Here is a 20,088-nt window from a genome sequence, read left to right as displayed (position 1 = left end):
GGCGACGTGCAGTGTTATCGCCAGCCAGTTACGCGAGACTGTGTGTGTTCGGGAAAACAGTTCTTGACCGCCTCACAGCCGTGTTCGTCCCGAATCAGCGCGCGCAGTTCCGTCTCGTAGTCGCCCTTGTCGACGGTCGCTGACGGGCCAGTTTCGACGGTAAAGAGGTCGGCGACGAAGGCGTCGATAGCCCTCCGGCCGACGCCCGCGAGCGGGGCGAGATGGGCGACGTCGTACCGGTCTTCGAGGCTCTGTGCCAGCGGTCGGTCGACCGTCGGCACGCGGTCGTCCCGGCGAGTACCGTCGGCAACCGCCGCGAAGTCGAGGGCGGCACAGCGTTCGAGAGCGTGCTCGTGTACCTGCTGGATACCGTTGCGAGGATAGCCGTCGCCGACAATCTGCTCGACGGCAGACCGAGCCACGTCAGCGTCGAGGTCGACCCGTCGAACGGGATAGCCGAGTTCGGTCGCCGTCGCCATCGCGTGCTCGTGGTCGTCTGTAACCCCGAACGTACAGCAAAGGAGCGTCACCTCGCAGTGGTCGTCGAGCCAGGCAGCCGCGAGCGAGGAATCCTTTCCGCCGCTGTAGAGCAGCCCAGTCTCCATCACCGGCGCTTGATGTCGAAGCTCTTCGAGTCCGGCGTCAACTCCTGCAGGAGCTTTTTCATGTCCTCTTCCTCGATCTGTCCCTGCAGGCGGCCGCTCTGAGCGAGCGCGACGACCTGCTGTTCGACGCGTTCGCCGACCTGTGGCTTCGACATCTTGACCGTGTTGAGTCGCTTTCGCGCGCCATCCGAGAGGTTCTGTCGCAAGATTGCCTTGCGCTGGGCCTCGGCCTGCTGGCGCTGGGCTTCGGCGGCGTCGCCTTCGCCCTGTTCTGCCTGCTCTTTGAGCTGTTCCATCTTCTCCTCTCGAAGCTGTTCGAGTTCCTCGTCGTTTGGCTCTCCACTCATATCCATACGTTGTCCAGTCTCGGGCAAAACCATTTCGGAGCACTCTCCCGGCGGAACTCGACAGGCGATTCGGTGAGCACCTCCCGGACAGCCAAAGACAGATAGTCGTTCACCTCCAACAGAGCCACATGAGCGAGCGCGACTCGCAGATCCAGCGAGAGTTCGAGATTGGGGTCGACGAGCGCGCTCGCCCCGCCGAGGACAGCGAGGAGAGTCAGGGCCGCCTCGAATCGCTCATCTCTCCGACTGCCGTCCTCGTCGCGGTTGTGCTTTCGGTGCTCGGAACCCTTCTTGTCGGGTCGGTGCCGCTCCTTGGCTTTGGCGGCGAGTTGCTCGGGGTCGCAGTCGCGGGATTTCTGTATGGGCTCGTCGCCAACGCCCGGCACTATCTCGAACTGGCGCTCGCTGGCGCGCTCGTCGGCGGCGGGTTCGCACTGCTGGGCAATCTCGTGCTCACCCTGCTCGGCGCGGGTATCCCGCTCGTGGCCGTCGGCGTCGTCGGCGGCGCGGTCGCTGGCGTCGTCGGCCACTACTTCGGGCGTGACCTGCGTGACGGACTTACGCGCGAAATCTAGCCGCAACGGCGGTATCGTGGGGTTGTGCAACGCGGTGTCGCCCCGTCAGTCGAGTCGCCACCTGCGCCCGTCACGAACGACGACCCCGTCCGCTGCGAGGTCGTTCAACACCTCCTCGACGACGCCCGCCGGGGCGTTCACCCTGTCGCGGATCTGTTCGACCGTCGCGCCGCCGTCAGCGACGGCCAGCAGCACGTCCACTACCAGCCGCGAGTCCTCGCCCGCCTCCTCGGCGAGACGCTCGCGTAACTCCGCCATCTGTCCCTGCACCCATCGCTTCACCAGCGACAGCTCTCTGTCGAGCTGTTCGAGTTCGTGCAGGTCACCCGCCAGTTCACCGAGTGTCCCTTCGTGTTCCCCGCTTCGACTCGTTCGATCGACCTGAACGTTCAGCCGACGGCAGGACGTGATATCCAGCCGCGAACTCGCCGGATAGGCGCTTTTCGTGCCGAACTCGTAGGGCGATACTGTCACCTCCAGCTGGATATTCCGTGCGATAGAGAAGTACTTGCGCTGGCGGTCGTCGGTGCGACTCTCGACGAGCCCGGCGTCTTCGAGCTTCTGCAGGTGGTCGATGACCGCCTTCGGACTCACGCCGAGAAAGTCGCTGATCTCGGTCACGTAACAGGACCGCTGGGCCAGCAACCGCAGGATCCGCCGTCTGTTGGCGTTGCCAAGCAGATCCAGAAATTCGGCGGAGTCCATTTACGTTTCGTAAGCTCTCCACATTAAAAAGCTTTCCTTCACGGGAGTGCTGCTACGGAGCCTGGTTTTGCATCGTCCAGACGCCACCGGCGGCAGCGCCAGCGGCGACGAGCGCGGAGATAATCCCGTTGATGATAACCCCTCCAAAGGCGATGCTCGCGCCATCGATGGTGAGGGTTCCGATGAACGAAACGAGAACGAACGCGACGAGGACACCTGCACCGACCGCGGCCGCGGCGACTTTGAGCGGGTCTTCGTCGGTTGTCCGTAGCTGTTCGTGCAGGTACGCTCCAAGAAAGACCGCGAGTACCACTGGGACGAGACCACCGACCACCAAGATGATCATACTATACATGAGAGCCCCGAAGCCCCCACCGAGACCGGTTCCGCTCGCTTCGAGGAGCGGCTCATCGATCGCGTCGAACAACAGCAACACGAGGCCAGCGCCCGCGCCGCCGATGGCAAACAGGAGCGTGACGAACTTCGCCCACTCCTGAAGTACAGGGGAGATATCGACGCCACCCGATCCACTCTGCCCGTTCGCCGGTCGTCCCGGTGTTTGTCCCCCGCGAGGCTGTCCGTCTTGCTGCGTCGGTGGCTGCCCATCCTGCGGTGCGCTCGATGGCTGCCCGGTCTGTTGTCCGCCCTGCCCGCTGCGCGGAGTGTCCTGTTTCTGACCGCTCTGTCCACCGCCGTGGTCACCTTGTGTGTCAGGTTCGTCAGACATCATCTCCACTGTGTTTCAGCAACCATATATATCTAGTGTATTACTATCTCGCAACTATCATGCACCGCGGCGCGAATCCTCACAACGAGCGGTTTGGCTGTCCAGACCCCGACCCACGCTCGGGCGAACCCCGATTAGACCCATCATCGGGCTGCCCTGTACTGTCTTCAGGCGGACCCTGATCGGATCCGTCATCGGGCTGCCCTGTACTGTCTTCAGGCGGACCTCGATCAGATCCATCGTCCGGCGGACCCGTACTGTTCCCTGGCGGTCCGGCGTCCGTGTTATTTCCCGGCGGGCCTGGGTCGGTTCTGTTCTCAGGTGGGCCTTGCCGGGAATCGTTCTCGGCTGGGGGTCCCGCACCCCGGTCTGTCCCATTTGGCCCAGCGTGATCAGGTGGACCACGTGGCGCGTCAGTGATGTTCCGGGCACGTTCGGCAACCTCCGGCCCGCGGAGGCCGGACGCGTGTTGCCGCAGGTTCGCAAGCCGGGAGTCGTTGACGCCAGCGTTCCGGGCCGTCTCGGCCGTTCGATTGATCGTCGCTTCGAGTGCGACTATCTGCCCTCTGACGGCACTTGCGCGGGCCTGATAGCTGGGTCCAGTCCCGTTCGTCCGCGTCCGATTGAGCTCCGCAATTCGCCGTTCGAGTTCGCCGAGGCGCTCCTCCAGCTGTGTGACGCGCTTCTCGACAGCATCGGTGACCGCACCTGACCGCTCGACTGCGACCTCCCAGAGCCCGGTCTCGACAGAAGCGTTAACGCTTGCGGCTGTCGACTGGCTAAACGCCGTGAGCTCGGTTCCGAACCCCTCGTCACCGTTGTCCGTGTCCTGAGCCAGTGGAACGCTGCCGAGCACCGGCGACGCGAGCGCCGTCCCGCCCACCACCAGTACAAGCACCAACAGTACATGGGAGACCCGCATACCACTGAGTAGTCCCGTCCCCGACATAAATCCGCTCTCCGTTCGTTCCGTTTACGTTCCGGTGAAACGCGCTTGGATGGTCCAAGAGCGTTTATCAGCCCTGCAGAAAGAGCAGCTTTGTCGATCGATCTGTCGATGGCACCGTCGGATTGTGCCATCGCTGACAGTGCTGGTCAGCAACGCGGTCACCATCGACACGAGAGACAAAACGCCAGTTCTCGTAGACGAGAACGTCGTGATAAGTCTTTCCCGGAGCGTTTATTGGTACCAACCCACAAGGAAGAGTGTATCGCATGTTCGAGCAATTCTCAAGCGGCTATTACCTCGGCCGACTCTACGTCGAGCCGGGAACGGGCGAGAGGGCATCGATGTGCCAGGCACAGCACGAACAGGTCAACGAGCAGTTGTACGCTGACCGGGAGATCAGACCGCTCGACAGACCGCTCGTCATGAAACTCGGGACGACACACATCGCTGTCGAGGGGGACGCGGATACGCCTGCGGACACGCTGAGCGTTCCGGAGTCGGTTCTCGATGCGGCTGGCGTCGAGAACCCACCGACACTCAGCGAGGTGTTGCTCGCGAAGGAAGCGCGGGCGCGACAGCTACTCGCGCTCGGCCGGTCGGCCTGATCGCGCGCCGGTCAGACACGAGCGACACAGTGGTCGCTGTCGCCGGGTTTAAGACGCTTCCAGTCCCGGATGCAGGTGATGCTCGACGACCTGCTCGGCCGGACAGCGCTCAAAGAGCGAATCGAGGACCTCGAAGCGGACCGGAACAGTCTCGAACAACAGCTTGCGGCCGAACAGGAGCGTCGTGCGGACGCAGTGACCGAAAAGCAGGAAGCACAGCGCCGGGCTAACCGCCTCGAAGACCGGATCACCCAGCTCGAAGACCGCATCGACCAGATCGAATCCGACGAGACATCTGTCGCAGTCCGCCACGAGGATCGCATTTCGGATCGCCGACTCGACGCGGTGCTCGACCGACTGGAGTCGTTCGAGACCGGACCACAGGGCGCGTTTACCACCTTCATCGAAGCGGGCCGTGACCTTCCCGATGACGCTCGAGAGGCGTTTGGCGACCGGACGACGCTCGTCTCCCGGGCGACGCCCTGTCTGGCGATGACTGACGACGCCTCCATCGTGAGCGTCTGTCTCCGCCCGCCGGTCGCACCCGAGCCGTTTGCCGTCTGGGAAGACGAGTTCCGGATCGACCGCGAGTGGTTCCAGCCCCGGGGCGAGTACACGCTCGCGCTCGTCCGGTCGGATCTGTTCGCGATGGGAACCTACCGCGGGACGGAGCGGACGGCATTCCACGGGTTCGACAGCGAACTCAAGAGCCAACACTCCAAGGGCGGGTTCTCACAGGCACGATTTGAGCGACTGCGCGACGAACAGATCGACAATCATCTGGAGCGGTGTCAGGAGGCGCTCGACGAGCGGGAGACAGACCGCCTGTACGTCGTCGGCGAACGCACCGTCCTCGGGGAGTTCATGCATCTGGCCGACGAGACTGCGACCGTCGATGCGACCGGCGACCCCGAGGATGCGCTTCGCTCGGCATGGGAGGACTTCTGGAGCGTCGAGTTTCGGGTGGTGTGACCCGATCAGTTCCTGCGGTGGTTCTCGTCTCGAGACACGATAACTAAAACGACCGTTTTCGCCTACAGAGCCAGTTTATCCGTGGCACGTCTGGGTGCAAACACGATGAAGCGACGACGATTCCTCGCTGGCGCAGGCATCGCCCTCTCCGTGATCTCTGCCGGTTGTCTCAGTTCTGGCAGCACCGATCCGAACGACGACGGGAACACCACCGACGGGACTGACGATCAGAGCAACTCCGCCGACGGGAGCGCAGATGACGGAAGCGGGGACGGCACAGACGAAAAGACGCCACCACAGGGGGACGATGATGACCGTTCGATCGATGGGCGCGTGCACAACAGGACAGACACGACGCGGACGGTTTCGGTCACTATTTTCGACGGCGAGACGAAACGCTCTGCAGACGATGTGACCGTCGGGCCGGGAACCTCTGAGGCGCTTCCGGCAGTCGGCACTCCCGGGATGTCACTGACATTCGAGGTGAACGTCGATGGAACGACTGCGCGCAAAACCATCGACTTCGATGTCGAGAATACTCCGGAGCGCACGGATGGGTACGTCGATATCGCCTACACGGCTGCGGAAACAATCGAGATCATCTTCACGCCGATCGAGGAACTCACCGGAAACGACGTTGACACACCGCCCTACGAGATAGAAGAGCCACCGTGTAATGGCCCTGAGGATGAACAGCCGGTGTGGCTGTGTGAAAATATGTCTGCCGAGCCGTCGCTCGACTTCGAGCAAGCCGAGACAGGGTCATCAGTTCTCCAATACGGCGGGCTCCGTCACATGCCCCAGTCCACCAACACACAGGTGTACGTGACAGTCCTGACTGATGCGGACGATATCGACCGCGTCTACCCCGACTGGGGGAACGATGCAATCGCGCTGATCGAGTCGACGGAGTTCGAGTCAGAAGCTGTCCTCCTCATCGAGACTGCCTGGGGGTCCGGATCCGTGACGCCGCACCTGAAGCGAATCGAAACAACAGACGAGGGTATTCACGCGTTTGGCTGTTATCGGCGTCCCTGTGTGAGAACCGACGACTACACCACACGAACGGCCGTCGCCCGGTTCGAGCAACCTGAGACGCTCGATTCGACAGCAGTGAGTCTCACCGTCAGCGCCGACTCTCAGGTCACAATCGACGCGACCGAGACGGTTGTCACCGCGACGGATCTGTGATTGACCGTTCGCCCGCCATCGGCGTGGCCCTGCGGTAGGCTTAACCGGGCGGGCGTCTCGGCTTGGAATATGCGCGTCGCCATCCTCGCTCACGACCAGTTCCCCGGCCACGCGAAGACGGCTGTCGGGATTCTTCGGTACAGCGACCACGAGGTCGTCGCCGTGCTCGACCGAGCGACCGCAGGGGACCGCGTTGCCGACCACCTCCCAGACGTGCAGGACGCACCCATCGTCGAGCGCATGGCCGACGCGCCCGCGTGCGATGCGCTCGTCATCGGCATCTCACCAATCGGCGGCGCGTTCGACGACTCGTGGCGGCCCGACGTCCGCGCGGCCCTCGAACGCGGCTGTGACGTGGTCTCCGGGCTGCACCATTTTCTCTCCGAAGACGAGGAGTTCGCCACGCTCGCGACCGAACACGGCTGTGACCTTCGCGACGTCCGCAGACCGCCAGCGGACCTGTCGGTTGCGGCGGGCACCGCTGGTGACGTGGACGCCCGCACGGTCCTCACGGTCGGAAGCGACTGCTCGACGGGGAAGATGACCGCCACCTTCGAGTTGCGGGACGCGGCCCGCGAGCGCGGCCTCGACGCGGCGGTCGTTCCGACCGGACAGACCGGTATCATGGTCGCTGGCTGGGGGATCGCAATCGACCGGACGATCGCGGATTTCGCGGCCGGTGCGACCGAGCGTCTCGTCGAGCAGGCGAGCGACCACGACATCCTCTTCGTCGAGGGACAGGGCGCGCTCGCGCATCCCGCGTACTCGGGGGTGACGACCTCGATTCTCCACGGCGCACAGCCGGATTCGCTGGTGTTCTGTCACCTCCCCGGCCACGACGCCGTCCGCGAGTACGAGCGGTTTCAGATCCCGGACCCCCGATCCTACGCCGACCTGTACGAACAGGTGAGCGCACCAGTCTCGGGGGCGACTGTCGACGCTGGCATGCTGAACACGCAGTCGCTCTCACCCGAGGAAGCACAGACTGCGGTCGAATCGTTCGCGTCGGATCTTGGCGTTCCTGCCACCGATCCCGTGCGGTTCGACGCCGACGACGTGCTCGATGCGGTGCTCTGAGAGCCGGTCCGAGTTGCCGCTGTTCGTCGCCACTCAGAGCGTGCCGCGCAGTCGCTCGATCTGGTCGCTGTCGTGGCCGTACAGTACGGTCGCGTCGGTTCGTCGCTCGCGGTCTTTGAGCGTCCGAATGCTCTCGGCCAGCGCCTGTGAGTCGTGAATCAGGCTCGACCCCATCGCTCGGCCTGCCTCGTAGTTTTCGGCGAGAAAGGCCACGTCGCCGCCGATCAGCACAGTTCCGGAGTCGGCCTCTATCGCCGCGCCAAGTTGGCCCGGCGTGTGTCCCGGCAGGTGAAGCAACTCGATTCCGGGTAGGAGTTGTCGCTCGCCGTGAACCACCTCCCAGTTCAGGTCGAGGTCGAAATCGGCTGCGAGGTAGGCTGTATCGCCTGCGTCGCTCTTTGCGCTGAGATAGGCGTGTTCGAGTTCCCGGCGGTGGACGTAGACCGGAACCTCGGTCCCCGCAAAGTGGTAGAGTCCACCGGCGTGGTCGAGATGGAGATGTGACTGCACGACGATGTCGATATCCGAGACATCGTAGCCGACATCTGCGAGTGCCGTCTCAAGGTCGCGTTCGTCTGCGTCGACGTGAGCGAACGCCTCGAACAGCGAGTCGGGCCAGTGGCCGTCGGCCGCGTCGGGATGCGATCCAGTATCCCAGAGCACCGTCGCCTCGGGATGGTCGACGAGGAGGTTCCAGACGGCATACTCTCCGTATTCGAGATCCGGCGACCGGTCGCTGTAGGTGGCGGTGACGGCACCGTCAAGCGCGAAGTTCAGGTCCGACCGGATGGTTCCCCTGTCGAGTAGCTGGAGTTCCATACCCGTCATTACGGTTCTGTCACCCTGAATCCACCGCCGAGAACAGCGGTGTTCAGAGGTCCCGCCGCTGGAAGGCGAGGAGACTCGCGCCGACCAGCACGGCGGCGACAGCTAGCAAGAGCGCTGCGCCAGCCACGTCGTAACTCCCATCGACGAGGACCGCCGACGGCTCGAAGTATCGCATCGGAGCGAGACCCCCGAGCCACTCGTAGTCGGTTTCGACGACGACGGATTCGATCAGCCACGTCCCAAGGACAACGGCAATAACGACACGGCCCGCGAGTCGTCCACCACGAACGACGACGCCGACGAACAGGCCGACTGCGCCCCAGCAAAGCAGGTAAGGAATCGCCAGCACGTGGAGGGCGGCCAGGTCCGCAAGCGATATCGGATCGTCGACCAGCACCGATCCAACGTACAGCACCAGCGGCACGACGGCGTTCAGGACGAGGATGGGGACGAGCAACGACAGATACGTGCCGAGCAAGACGCTCGTCCGCGAAACCGGTGCGGCGAGAACGGTGTCCATCCGTTCGGATTCGAGGTCACCGGCGACGCTACCGGCCGCACTGTAGGCGAGATACCCACCCAGTCCGACGACGACGACCAGCGTGTAGTACTCGCCAGCGACGAATCCCTCCAGCGAACCGAGGCTCTCGAACCCGAACAGCGCGGTGAGTGCTGGCGGCATCGAGTCGAACAGATCCTCGTAGACGCCCGCAGCGACGATGTCGGGTGCGACCCAGAGAAACAGCGCCGCAAACAGCGAGAACACGACGGCGAGGATGCCTGTGATCCGGATCCGTTGCTCACCCTCGAACTGGGCGACGGTGAGAAGCGCCCGAGTGCGGTCGACCATCTCGGGGTCGGTCGAGGGGTTCATCAGATGTCCCTCCGCACGAACTGGACGCTCGCTGTCAGGACAAACACCGCGGCGGCGACGAGGAGGACAGCCCCGCCAGCGTAATCGTACTCGCTCGCGGTGAGGATCGTAACTGGGTCGTAATAGCGCGTCGGCGAGACTGCGCCGATCCAGTCAAGATCGGCTCCGTCTGCGACTGTCTCGGCGAGAAAGGTGGCCACGACCGTTCCGGCGGCGACCCCTTCGGCGACGACGCGACGGGATGCAAACACCGACACCAGCGTTCCGAACGCCGCCCACAGCAACAGGTAGGGGATCGAGAATGCGTGAACGGCGACGAGGTCCGCGGCCGCTATCGGTTCGTCGACGAGTCGTGTCCCGGCGTACACGACGACGAGGAGGGCGACGTTGACGACGACGATGGGCACGAGCACGGCGAGAAACTTCTCGCCGAGAACCCGCCGCCGCGAGACGGGAGCGGCGAGGAGTGTGTCCATCGTCCCGTCCTCGATGTCCCCGGCGATGGTACCGGCCGCGCTGTAGGCGACGTAGATGCCGAGGACGATCAGCAGGCCGAACCAGTACAGTTCGAGCGCCACGAACCCCTCGATGGTCGCGATGACGTCGAGTTGCATCGCCTCGACCAGCGCGGGCGGGTACGCCTCGAGGAGTGCGTCGATATCGATGTCCTCCAGCACCCCCGGTGCGATGAGGATGATCATCGCGGCGAACGCGGACAGGCCGATTGCGACGACGACCGACCCGATGAGGCGACGCTCCGCCTCGAAGCGGGCCGTCTCAAACATCGGTGGTCTCCTCTGATTCGGTCTCCCCCGAGTCGTTCCGGTGTTCGACCTGCTCCACGACGGCCCGGGCATCCTGCTCGCCGTAGAAGCGCATGAACACGTCCTCAAGTGGCGCTTCCTCGATAGAAAGGTCGAGGACGTCGTACTGGAGCAGGTGACGAAGCAGTGGCTCGTACGCCCCGGTGTAGGTGAACGACACCGACGTCGTACTGTCGCGGCCGTCCGGTTGCGCGCTGCCGTCGCTCGATTCTTTGCCACCGCCGACGGTCACGTCGTGCGCACCGTCGATATCGAAGTCACTCTCGGTGACCGACCCGCCGAGGTTCACCCGGACTGTCTTGCCACTCCGGTCGAGCAGGGAGTCGATGTCCTCCAGCTCGACGAGTTTCCCGTCGCGAACGATTCCGACGCGGTCACACACCTTTCGGACCTCGCTGAGGATGTGCGAGGAGAAAAAGAAGGTCTTGCCCCGGTCCTGTTCGGCGCGGATGAACTCGAGCAGTCGCTCCTGTTTCAGCGGGTCCAGCCCGGCGGTCGGTTCGTCCATGATCACCAGGTCGGGGTCGTGCATGAACGCGAGGATGATGGCGAGCATCTGCTTGTTGCCGGTGGAGTACTCCCTGACCTTGCGGTCGAGCGGCGGGTCGAACAACTCCAGCAACTCCTCGCTTCGCACGTCGCCCCGGAGCGACCCGTGATACTCCAGCAGTCGTCGCCCGGTGACAGTTTCCCTGAACCCCAGTTCGTCGGGCAGGTATCCGACATCTGCACGCGCTTCTCTGAGCGCCGACGCGTCTCTGATATCTGCACCGAGCACAGTCGCCGTGCCCTCCGTCGGGGACTGAAATCCCATGAGAGTCCGGATGGTCGTCGACTTTCCGGCCCCGTTCGGCCCGAGGAAGCCGAACACCTCGCCGGTCTCGACGGTAAACGAGAGGTCCTCGACACCTCGCACGTCGCCGTAGTATTTTGTCAACTCCCTGGTTTCGATGGCTGGCATGAACGCTCGTTCACGTGTTCAATTAGTGACGGTAAGAAGGTATCGTCCGTTGAGAGTCAGCGATGGTATCGCTCGCAGAAAGCGCCACCGCCAGGACTCGAACCTGGGACAACCACGTTAACAGCGTGGTGCTCTACCAACTGAGCTACGGCGGCACGCATACTCCAGTAGCAGGATCTATTTCAAAGGCGTTTCGTTTTCCGTCCCGCACCGACACGCTTTCACGTACCTGCTGGCAATCGAGCCTATGAGCGATTCGCTCGAATCCGTCCTCGACCGGGTGCGCGAGCGGGTTCGGCCCGACGACGACGAGCGCGAGCGGCTCCAGGGGGCCGTCGAGGACCTGCGCACCCGAACCGAGGCGGCAATCGAGGCGGAGTTACCGGTCGACGCGAGCGTGATCCAGGTCGGTTCGACCGCTCGGGACACGTGGCTGTCCGGCGACCGCGACATCGACCTGTTCGTGGCCTTCGACCCCGATCTCGACCGAAATCAACTGGAAGAGTTCGGCCTCGCCGTCGGCCATGCCGTCCTCCCCGACGGCCGCGAGGAGTTCGCGGAACATCCCTACGTCGTTGGCGAGTACGACGGCTTCGAGGTGGATCTGGTCCCCTGTTACGACCTGGAGACGGCCACGGACATCCGCTCTGCCGTCGACCGAACGCCCTTCCACAGCCAGTACATCGACGCGCGACTCGACGCCGACCTCGCCGGGGACGTCCGGGTCTGCAAGCAGTTTTTCACCGCCATCGGCGTCTACGGGAGCGACCTGCGGACGAAAGGCTTTTCGGGATTTCTGACCGAACTGCTCGTGCTCGAACACGGGGGGTTCCGGCCGCTCGTCGAGGCCGCCGCGGACTGGCACCCTCGGGTTCGGTTCGACCCCGAAGACCACGGTACCGCCACCTTCGACGACCCGCTCGTCGTTATCGATCCGACCGACCCAGCCCGAAACGTCGCGGCGGTGCTCTCGGCGACGAATCTGGCGCGCCTCCAGCACTTCGCGCGCGAACTGCTTGCCGATCCCCGGGATTCGCTGTTCGAGCGCCCCGAGCCGGACCCACTCTCTGAAGCGGCGGTTCGCGAGCGATTCAACGAGCGGGCCACCACGCCGGTCGCCCTGCAGTTCGAGACGCCCGACATCGTCGACGACCAGCTGTGGCCCCAACTCGAACGCTCCCAGTCGGGGGTCGCGGGCGAACTCGACCGGCGCGGGTTCGACGTGTTCCGGTCGGCCGCCGTCGCCACCGACGAGCGGTCCGCCCTCCTGTTCGAGCTATCGGTGGCCGAGCGCCCCCGCGTCGAACGCCACGAGGGGCCGCCGGTACACGTCCGCGAACACGCCGAGGCCTTTCTCGACGCCTACCGGGACGGCGACGCCGACGGCCCCTTCATCGACGGCGACCGGTACGTCGTCGAACGCGAACGCGAGTTCCGAACTGCTCAGTCACTGCTCGAAAGCGACGAACTCTTCCGGGTCTCGCTGGGCGTCGAAATCGAGGCAGCGCTCGCGGACGAATACCAGGTGCTCGTCGGTGACGAGGTGGCCGCGCTCGCAGACGACTTCGCTGTCGAACTGACGCGGTATCTCGACCCCTCGCCGCGTGGGCCGTAGCCCCGTGGTCAGCGACGTTCCCCGATCAGCGACGCGTTGTCACAGGCCATCGAACGGTTGCGCGCAAACGTCGTCGAGAACGTTCTGGGCGGACTCGGCGATATCGGCCTCGCCGCCCGAGGGCTGATAGCCGTCGAACACCTCGTGGATCGTTCGGACGCTCTCCGAGAGCGTATCGAGACCGTATCCACCTTCGAGGACGAACCCGAGCGCGGCGTCGGCGTCGTCTGCTATCGACCGCATTCGGTCGGCCATGTGGCCGTAGCCCTCCGTCGAGACGCGCATCCGCGAGATGGGGTCGTGCTCGTGCGCGTCGAAGCCAGCGCTGATGAGCACCAGGTCGGGGTCGAAGGCCTGGAGCGCTGGCCCGATGACGGTATCGAGTGCCGCGAGATAGCCCCCCGTATCGGTGCCGGGCGGGAACGGGATGTTCAGCGTCGTCCCTTCGCCGTCGCCGGTTCCGATCTCCTCGATTTTCCCCGTGCCGGGGTACAGCCCCTGCTCGTGGATCGAGACGTAGAACACGTCACCCCGGTCGTAGAAGATGTCCTGCGTGCCGTTGCCGTGGTGGACGTCCCAGTCGAAGATGGCGACCCGCTCTGCCAGTTCGTCGTCGAGGACTGCCTGAGCGGCCACCGCGGCGTTGTTGAAAAAGCAAAACCCCATCGCGTCGTCCGCAACCGCGTGATGTCCCGGCGGTCGTCCGAGCGAGAACGGGGTGTCCCGTCCCGACGAGCCATCGAGGGCTTCGTGTGCGGCCCACTCGGCGAGTCCGGCGCTCGACAGCGCCGCGTCCCACGTCCCCTCGCCAGCTACGGTGTCGGCATCCCAGTTACCGCCGCCCGACTCACAAAACGCCTCCAGTTCGTCGACGTAGGCCTCGGTGTGGACGGCGAGAATCCGCGCTCGTTCGGCCGGGTCTGCCTCGACGTACCGGACGCCGTAGCGGTCTTTTAACTTCCGTCGGATGGCCCGAAGGCGGTCGGGGCTCTCCGGATGCCGCGGGCCAGTCTCGTGGTCGAGGCAGGTGTCGCGGTAGCCAAAGTTCATTCGAAAAGCGGTTGCAACTCGAAGTATGCGTCGATGTCTTCCCCCTTGATCGTGCGTCGCTCGGCGTGACGGGCCAGGATGGCCGCTGCGCTCGCGACGTCGTGGGCGAACGATTCGAGGACGGTCGCAAGCGCCAGTCGCGCGTCCATCGAGACGCGGTATCGGTCGTCGATGTCGAGTCGAGCGATCCGGTCGACCGGCGCGATCGGAAGCGTCACTGCCTCCTTCTCGGGAACTGGCTCGTCAGTGAAGTCCTCGGCCATCAGCGTCTTGCGCCCCTCGCTGTCGGCGCGCTGAGCGGCCTCGGCTGCCAACGCCGCGCCGGTCTCCTGTATCCGACGGGCGAGTGCCTCCGCCGCTTCGGCACTGACCCGCAACCCGTCCGCGTTCTCCCGGATCAGGTCGTCGACCGGGGCGTACGGTAACTCGACGCTCATACGCCAATTCCGGAGTGTGTCAGTCTTAAGCGTTCCGAACGGTCTACCGGGCAGTGTTTAGTGAAGCGACTGTCGAATCGGAGAACCAGAAAGCCCCACCCGTTTCGGCTGATTGGCCTGTCTACGGGGTGGGACTGAAAGGGGCCGTTCGACTCCGGGAACCCCGGCGAAGCAAGCACCGGCCGGAGCGCAGCGAGCCGCGGGACCGGAGCCAAACGGGGGCTTTCTGGTTGTTTGAGATAGTCCTACCGTCCATCTCTTATCTGAACGCTACCGGCCTACCGTGAGCGGAGCTACAGCAGATCCAGCGATTCGAGCGTGGATTCGAGCGCGTCGCGTTGTTCCGGGTTCATCGTCCGGAGCGGCGAGCGCAGGTCACCGACGTCGAAATCGACGTCTCGGAGTGAGAGCGCCGTCTTGACGCCAGCCATGTAGGGACCCTCCTTCAGCGCCGAGCGAACCTCGTAGATGGTCGACTGAACCTCGCGCGCTCGGTCGATGTCGCCGGACTCGTAGGCGTCGTAGAAGTCGACGACCAGTTCCGGAAAGGCGTTCGAGACGGCACTGACCGCGCCGGAACAGCCGATCTGGAGTCCGGCGAACAGAAGCGAGTCAGACCCCGCGAGGAACGTCAACTCGGGGTTACGGTCGATGGCCTGTGCCAGCCACGGCACGTCCTTCGAGGAGTCCTTGATGCCCGCGAGGCCGTCGATGGTGGCGAGTCTGTCGACCGTCGACGGCGAGAGCGTGTTGCCGGTCCGGCCAGGGATGTGATAGACGTACACCGGCACGTCGACCGCCTGTGCGACCGCGCGGTAGTGGTCGACGGCTGCCTGTTCGTCGAGCGGGTAGTAGTACGGCGTCACGGCGACGACGCCGTCGGCGCCGACCGATTCGGCGTGTTCGGCGTGCTCGACAGTCTGGCGCGTGCTCTCCGCGCCGACGCCAGCGATCACGGGCACGTCGACTGCGTCCGTGACAGCCTCGACGACGCGCTTGCGTTCCGGGCCCGACAGCAGGGCGAACTCGCCGTTGGTGCCGAGCGGAAACACGCCGTTTGCGCCCCCATCGACGACGAACTCCGCGTGTGCCGCCGTCGCCGTCTCGTCTACCGCACCGTCGCTATCGAAGGCAGTCACCGTCGGCGGGATGATTCCGGTCAGTCCGAGCGGATCCGCCTCCCCAGGCGTTACCTGTGTCATATCCGCCTTTCCCCAGCGAACGCAAAAAGCGTGCCGTTCTTTCGGGTAGCGTAGACTGGACAGCGGGGGTTCGTCTGTGGACGCTCGACGGTTCGCCGGTCCGAAGGGGATAGAACAAAAACGCGGTCGATGCAGCAAACGTTCTTTAGCCGCGCGGGTAGAATCCGGGGTATGAGCAAGGACTATCGCACCCTCCACGACCCGAACGCGGAGTACACGATGCGGAAACTCTCCGCGGAGACGATGGGGCTGACCGCGCGGGAGGGGCCACGCGACGTGGAGATCACCGACGTACAGACGACGATGGTCGACGGCAACTTCCCGTGGACGCTGGTGCGGGTGTACACCGACGCGGGCGTCGTCGGCACGGGCGAGGCTTACTGGGGCGCGGGCGTGCCAGAACTTATCGAGCGGATGACCCCCTTTCTGGTCGGCGAGACGCCTCTCGACATCGACCGCCTCTACGAGCACCTGATCCAGAAGATGTCCGGCGAGGGATCCGTCGAGGGCGTGACCGTCACTGCCATCTCGGGGATCGAACTCGCCTTGCACGATTTGGCGGGCAAACTGCTCGGCGTCCCGGCCTACCAGCTGCTCGGCGGGAAGTACAGAGACGAGGCGCGCGTCTACTGTGACTGTCACACCGAAAGCGAAGCCGACCCCGAGGCGTGTGCCGAGGAGGCCGAACGCGTCGTCGAACAACTCGGCTACGATGCGCTGAAGTTCGATCTGGACGTCCCCTCGGGACACGAACTCGACCGGGCGAACCGACACCTCAGACCCGGTGAGATCCGCCACAAGGTCGATATCGTCGAGGCGGTGACCGAGCGGGTCCGTGACCGCGCCGACGTGGCCTTCGACTGTCACTGGACGTTCTCGGGCGATTCGGCGCGACGGCTGGCCGAGGCCGTCGAGGACTACGACGTCTGGTGGCTCGAAGACCCCGTTCCACCGGAAAATCTGGCGGTACAGCGGGAGGTCACAGACGCGACGAGCACCCCGATTGCGGCCGGTGAGAACCGCTATCGCGTGACCGAACACCGACGGCTGGTCGAGGACCAGGCGGTCGACATCGTCACGCCGGACCTTCCGAAGGTCGGCGGGATGCGCGAGACACGCAAGATTGCGGACGTGGCGAATCAGTACTACATCCCCGTCGCCTTGCACAACGTCGCCTCCCCCGTCGGAACGATGGCGAGCGCCCACGTCGCGGCGGCCATCCCGAACGCGCTCGCAGTGGAGTACCACAGCTACGAACTCGACTGGTGGGAGGACCTGGTCGAGGAAACGGTCATCGAGGACGGCGCTGTCGCCGTTCCGGACGAGCCAGGATTGGGCGTCACGCTCGATATGGACGCCGTCGAACAGCACATGGTCGACGGTGAGACGCTCTTTGACTGACCGGTCGGCGCGTGACCGATCCTTTTAGGGTCTACTGAACGTACAGTCGGCCGATGACCGACCCGGACGTCGACCCGGAGGACCGGGACACCGAGGAGTTGATCATGCAGGCCACCTACCGTGCGCTCTGTACCCACGGCTACGCGGAGACGAGCATCTCACGGATCGCGAGCGAGTTCGAGAAGAGCAAGGCGCTTCTGTATCACCACTACGACGACAAGGAAGACCTGTTCAATAGCTTTCTGGAGTGGCTGCTTTCGCATCTGGAGACCGAACTGGAAACGAACCTGCCCGAGGACCCACGGGAACGACTCGAGGCGATCATCGACCGGATGCTCCCGGAAGCGGACAACGGCGATGCGATCCGATTTCGCCGCGCGATTCTGGAGATGCGCGCGCAGGCACCCTACTACGAGGCGTATCACGACCAGTTCCGTCGCTCCGACGAGTTGATTCTCGGGGAATTGAGAGAGACGATCGAAGCGGGAGTCGAGGCAGGCAAGTTCCGCGAGCGAGACCCCGACGGGACCGCAGAGTTGCTGTACTCGCTCGTCTACGGGACGCTCGAACGCGCGGTGTCACTCGAAGACGAGGCGATGCTGGCTGACTCACGCCGCCAGATCGAACGCTATCTCGAAACGAACGTGTACGAATCGATGTCCACCAGCGGGAGCGCTTGTGGATAGTCGAGACTCAAGAGTGGAAAACCAGCAAAAGCTATAATCAGGTCTACGTCGTAGAGCGGATATCGATGGGAGCGACGACAGCAGGCAGGTGCGCTACTGATGACACAGACAGCAGTCCTGCGTTCGCTCGCACCACCACAGCGATGCAACTGGCTTCACAACGGACATTCGACTGCAGGGGCGGGCGATGAGCGCGGAGACGAATCTGCAGACTGTTCTCTACGTCGACGACGACCGGGAACGCTGTGACTCCGTTCAGAGTCATCTCAACCGGGAGTTCCACGAGACGCGTGTGACCACGAGCGGCAGTGACGCCGCCGTCGACGCCTGCGAGCGGGCAGCCCCAGACTGCGTCGTGAGTCGGTACGAACTCGCGGGGACAGATGGGGTCGAACTGCTGGAGCGGATGCGCGCCCGGTGGCCAGACCTGCCCGTCGTGTTGTTCACGGCAGCGGGGTCGGAAGCAGTCGCTGAACAGGCAGTCTCGGCCGGTGTGACGGCGTACGTCCGTGCGAGTGGCTCCGAGAGCGTTGATCGGCTCGTCGAGCGGATCGATGCGGCCCTCGAATCGAGTCGGGAATCGACTGACAGTGCGCTGCTCCGCGAGGCGCTCGAAGAGACGGTGCTCGTCTACGACCCGGCACGCGACGACCCCGACCGGATCCGTGAGGCGGTCTGTGATCACTGGGGCCATTCCCCCGAGGAGTGTGATTCGCGTCAGGGGAGCCCACAGGCGCAGATCCAGCCCGAGCCGTCGCGGTCGGTCGCAGAGTGGGTCGACCGCGCACGGACGGAGGGAACGCAGCGGTTCGAGTGGCCGTGTACGACCCTGGACGGACGGGAGTTCTGGGCCGAAGTCACACTGAATCCGATATCACAGGAGGGCGATGACCAGCTGGTCGTGGTCGTCCGTGACATCACGGCACAGCGGCGGAAAGCACAGCGTCTCCAGGCATTTCAGGAGGCGGTCGAGCACGCCGGACACTCGATATACATCACGGACGTCGACGGGGAAATCGAGTACGTGAACGACGCCTTCGAGACGGCAACGGGGTACAGCGAGCGCGAGGCGGTCGGGCAGACGCCATCACTGCTCAAATCGGGGAAACACGACGAGGAGTACTACGAACAGCTCTGGGAGACGATCCTCACTGGCGAGACCTGGGAGGACGAACTCGTCAACGAGCACAAGGATGGGAGTCGCTACATCGCAAACCAGACCATCGCCCCGATCACCGACGAGACGGGCGAAGTCGTTCGCTTCGTCGCGGTCAACGCCGACATCACCGAGCAAAAGCGCCGGGAACAACAGCTGCAGACGCTGTATGAGGCCACCGCGGAGTGGCTCGACGCCGACTCCAAGACGGAGGTCTGTGCGATGGCGAGCGACCAACTCGCCGCGTTGCTCGAATTCGACGAGCACGGGTTTCACCTCTACGACGAGGCGACAGGGTGTCTGGAGCCTATCGCCGTCTCCGCAGGTGAGGCTATCCCGACCGACGACGTTCCCGCCTTCGCGGAGGGCGAAGGGATCGCCTGGCGCGTCTACGAGACGGGCGAGGCCCGTCGGTACGACGACGTGCGAACTGACCCGGACGCGTACAACCCCGACACGGACGCGCGAAGCGAACTGATCGTGCCGCTCGGTGACCACGGCGTCTTGCTCGTTAGCTCCGCAGCGCCGGAGGCGTTTACCGAGACGGACGAGACCATCGTCAAGGTGCTCGCGTCGATGCTGGCGGAAGTGCTCACCCGGATCGACCGGGAGAGCGAACTCGAACAGCAGAACAGCCGACTGCAGGAGTTCGCCAACCTCGTCTCGCACGACCTGCGGAACCCGCTGTCGGTCGCGAGGGCCCATCTCGACCTCGCGAAGGAATCCGGCGACCTCGACCATCTCGCGGACATCGAGACGGCGCACGACCGGATGGAGCGAATCATCGAGGACCTGCTCTGGCTGGCCCGTGAGGGACGGGCGATCGGACAGACCGAGACGGTCGATCTCCCAAATCTCGTCGAGCAGGCGTGGAGTCACGTCGATACGCCGGAGGCGACGCTCTTGGTGGCGTGCGAGGGAGAGATAACAGCCGACGAGGACAGACTCCAGCAACTGTTCGAGAACCTCTTCCGAAACAGCATCGAGCACGGGGGATCGGACGTTGCGCTTCGTATTGGGTCGCTCGACGACGGCTTTTTCGTCGAAGACGACGGCCCGGGGATTCCGGTCGACGAACGCGAGCAGGTGCTCGATCCGGGCTACTCGACAGCCGAGGAGAGTACGGGCTACGGTCTCGCTGTCGTCGACCGCATCGTCGACGCACACGGCTGGTCGCTGACGATCACTGACGCAGACGATGGGGGAGCGCGCTTCGAGGTCCGGAATGTGGGACAGAGCGACCCCGAAACGCAGTCGTGGTGTTCGTAGAGCAGGAGCGAGGTGAGTATTCCCTGAGCCAG

Annotated in this window: 21 protein-coding genes and 1 tRNA gene; 9 read left to right on the top strand and 13 right to left on the bottom strand. The window is 64.3% G+C overall.

All coding sequences use genetic code 11. The annotated features are described in order from the left end of the window. Positions 1-14: 14 nt before the first annotated feature. Together ACMGFL_RS00645 and ACMGFL_RS00640 are read right to left on the bottom strand one after the other, a co-directional pair. The gene (locus ACMGFL_RS00645) at positions 15-605 is read right to left on the bottom strand and encodes a DUF7411 family protein (RefSeq protein ID WP_436933596.1); all 591 of its coding nucleotides are present in this window, start codon (positions 603-605) and stop codon (positions 15-17) included. Next, a complete protein-coding gene (locus ACMGFL_RS00640; RefSeq protein WP_436933595.1) occupies positions 605-952 on the bottom strand; it encodes a DNA-binding protein in 348 nt (115 codons plus the stop codon). Before ACMGFL_RS00640 ends, ACMGFL_RS00645 begins: the two co-directional genes overlap by 1 nt. A 128-nt stretch (positions 953-1,080) precedes the next feature. Here ACMGFL_RS00640 and ACMGFL_RS00635 point away from each other — a divergent pair, with 128 nt between their 5' ends. After that, positions 1,081-1,527 carry a DUF8526 domain-containing protein gene (locus ACMGFL_RS00635; protein WP_436933594.1) on the top strand — a complete coding sequence of 149 codons (447 nt, stop codon included), beginning with the start codon at positions 1,081-1,083 and terminating at the stop codon, positions 1,525-1,527. Positions 1,528-1,572: 45 nt separating this feature from the next. Here the strand turns inward: ACMGFL_RS00635 and ACMGFL_RS00630 are convergent, their stop codons facing one another. The 3 genes from ACMGFL_RS00630 to ACMGFL_RS00620 all read right to left on the bottom strand — a co-directional run bounded on the left by ACMGFL_RS00630 (position 1,573) and on the right by ACMGFL_RS00620 (position 3,881). Beyond that, a complete protein-coding gene (locus ACMGFL_RS00630) occupies positions 1,573-2,232 on the bottom strand; it encodes an ArsR/SmtB family transcription factor (protein WP_436933593.1) in 660 nt (219 codons plus the stop codon). A gap of 52 nt (positions 2,233-2,284) precedes the next feature. Continuing rightward, entirely contained in the window at positions 2,285-2,959 is a 675-nt protein-coding gene (locus ACMGFL_RS00625) for a hypothetical protein (protein ID WP_436933592.1), read from the bottom strand. Positions 2,960-3,038: 79 nt separating this feature from the next. Continuing rightward, positions 3,039-3,881: a hypothetical protein gene (locus tag ACMGFL_RS00620; RefSeq protein WP_436933591.1), complete on the bottom strand. Its 843-nt coding sequence runs from the start codon at positions 3,879-3,881 to the stop codon at positions 3,039-3,041. Positions 3,882-4,174: 293 nt separating this feature from the next. Here ACMGFL_RS00620 and ACMGFL_RS00615 point away from each other — a divergent pair, with 293 nt between their 5' ends. The 4 genes from ACMGFL_RS00615 (at position 4,175) to ACMGFL_RS00600 (ending at position 7,753) form a co-directional block, all read left to right on the top strand. Further along, positions 4,175-4,513, top strand: a complete 339-nt coding sequence (locus ACMGFL_RS00615; RefSeq protein ID WP_436933590.1) for a DUF5802 family protein — start codon at positions 4,175-4,177, stop codon at positions 4,511-4,513. A 78-nt stretch (positions 4,514-4,591) separates the two neighbouring features. Then, entirely contained in the window at positions 4,592-5,485 is an 894-nt protein-coding gene (locus ACMGFL_RS00610; protein ID WP_436933589.1) for a Vms1/Ankzf1 family peptidyl-tRNA hydrolase, read from the top strand. 105 nt (positions 5,486-5,590) lie between these two features. Next, positions 5,591-6,676: a hypothetical protein gene (locus tag ACMGFL_RS00605; protein WP_436933588.1), complete on the top strand. Its 1,086-nt coding sequence runs from the start codon at positions 5,591-5,593 to the stop codon at positions 6,674-6,676. 69 nt (positions 6,677-6,745) lie between these two features. Then, the gene (locus ACMGFL_RS00600; protein WP_436933587.1) at positions 6,746-7,753 is read left to right on the top strand and encodes an N-acetyltransferase DgcN family protein; all 1,008 of its coding nucleotides are present in this window, start codon (positions 6,746-6,748) and stop codon (positions 7,751-7,753) included. Between the two features lie 33 nt (positions 7,754-7,786). On the opposite strand, the gene ACMGFL_RS00595 is transcribed toward ACMGFL_RS00600, so the two are convergent. The 5 genes from ACMGFL_RS00595 to ACMGFL_RS00575 all read right to left on the bottom strand — a co-directional run bounded on the left by ACMGFL_RS00595 (position 7,787) and on the right by ACMGFL_RS00575 (position 11,395). Then, positions 7,787-8,581, bottom strand: a complete 795-nt coding sequence (locus ACMGFL_RS00595) for an N-acyl homoserine lactonase family protein (RefSeq protein WP_436933586.1) — start codon at positions 8,579-8,581, stop codon at positions 7,787-7,789. Positions 8,582-8,624: 43 nt separating this feature from the next. Then, the gene (locus tag ACMGFL_RS00590) at positions 8,625-9,455 is read right to left on the bottom strand and encodes an ABC transporter permease subunit (protein WP_436933585.1); all 831 of its coding nucleotides are present in this window, start codon (positions 9,453-9,455) and stop codon (positions 8,625-8,627) included. Then, positions 9,455-10,240 (bottom strand): DUF2705 family protein, encoded by a 786-nt coding sequence (locus tag ACMGFL_RS00585; RefSeq protein WP_436933584.1) that lies wholly within the window; start codon positions 10,238-10,240, stop codon positions 9,455-9,457. Before ACMGFL_RS00585 ends, ACMGFL_RS00590 begins: the two co-directional genes overlap by 1 nt. Next, positions 10,233-11,240 carry an ABC transporter ATP-binding protein gene (locus ACMGFL_RS00580; protein ID WP_436933583.1) on the bottom strand — a complete coding sequence of 336 codons (1,008 nt, stop codon included), beginning with the start codon at positions 11,238-11,240 and terminating at the stop codon, positions 10,233-10,235. Before ACMGFL_RS00580 ends, ACMGFL_RS00585 begins: the two co-directional genes overlap by 8 nt. A gap of 82 nt (positions 11,241-11,322) precedes the next feature. After that, positions 11,323-11,395: transfer RNA gene (locus ACMGFL_RS00575), tRNA-Asn, on the bottom strand. A 92-nt stretch (positions 11,396-11,487) separates the two neighbouring features. On the opposite strand from ACMGFL_RS00575, the gene cca reads away from it, so the two are divergent. Next, entirely contained in the window at positions 11,488-12,855 is a 1,368-nt protein-coding gene (gene cca / locus ACMGFL_RS00570; RefSeq protein WP_436933582.1) for a CCA tRNA nucleotidyltransferase, read from the top strand. Positions 12,856-12,894: 39 nt separating this feature from the next. Here the strand turns inward: cca and ACMGFL_RS00565 are convergent, their stop codons facing one another. From ACMGFL_RS00565 to ACMGFL_RS00555, 3 genes are all read right to left on the bottom strand, one after another. Next, complete coding sequence (locus ACMGFL_RS00565; RefSeq protein ID WP_436933581.1) at positions 12,895-13,905, bottom strand: histone deacetylase family protein; 1,011 nt, start codon at positions 13,903-13,905, stop codon at positions 12,895-12,897. Next, positions 13,902-14,342, bottom strand: a complete 441-nt coding sequence (locus ACMGFL_RS00560; protein ID WP_436933580.1) for a histone family protein — start codon at positions 14,340-14,342, stop codon at positions 13,902-13,904. Before ACMGFL_RS00560 ends, ACMGFL_RS00565 begins: the two co-directional genes overlap by 4 nt. A gap of 293 nt (positions 14,343-14,635) precedes the next feature. Next, the gene (locus ACMGFL_RS00555; protein ID WP_436933579.1) at positions 14,636-15,544 is read right to left on the bottom strand and encodes a dihydrodipicolinate synthase family protein; all 909 of its coding nucleotides are present in this window, start codon (positions 15,542-15,544) and stop codon (positions 14,636-14,638) included. A gap of 171 nt (positions 15,545-15,715) precedes the next feature. On the opposite strand from ACMGFL_RS00555, the gene ACMGFL_RS00550 reads away from it, so the two are divergent. The 3 genes from ACMGFL_RS00550 to ACMGFL_RS00540 all read left to right on the top strand — a co-directional run bounded on the left by ACMGFL_RS00550 (position 15,716) and on the right by ACMGFL_RS00540 (position 20,056). Beyond that, the gene (locus ACMGFL_RS00550) at positions 15,716-16,945 is read left to right on the top strand and encodes a mandelate racemase/muconate lactonizing enzyme family protein (RefSeq protein ID WP_436933578.1); all 1,230 of its coding nucleotides are present in this window, start codon (positions 15,716-15,718) and stop codon (positions 16,943-16,945) included. A 53-nt stretch (positions 16,946-16,998) separates the two neighbouring features. Then, on the top strand, positions 16,999-17,631 hold the full coding sequence (locus ACMGFL_RS00545; RefSeq protein ID WP_436933577.1) for a TetR/AcrR family transcriptional regulator: 633 nt from the start codon (positions 16,999-17,001) through the stop codon (positions 17,629-17,631). Between the two features lie 187 nt (positions 17,632-17,818). Further along, positions 17,819-20,056 carry a PAS domain-containing sensor histidine kinase gene (locus ACMGFL_RS00540; protein ID WP_436933576.1) on the top strand — a complete coding sequence of 746 codons (2,238 nt, stop codon included), beginning with the start codon at positions 17,819-17,821 and terminating at the stop codon, positions 20,054-20,056. Positions 20,057-20,088 lie beyond the last annotated feature (32 nt).

The sequence above is a fragment of the Halovenus marina genome (assembly GCF_051414115.1).
In the GTDB taxonomy this organism is placed as follows: Archaea; Halobacteriota; Halobacteria; order Halobacteriales; family Haloarculaceae; genus Halovenus; species Halovenus marina.
Note: the sequence above shows the minus strand (reverse complement) of the source record. Positions and strands in the feature narration are given on the sequence as shown.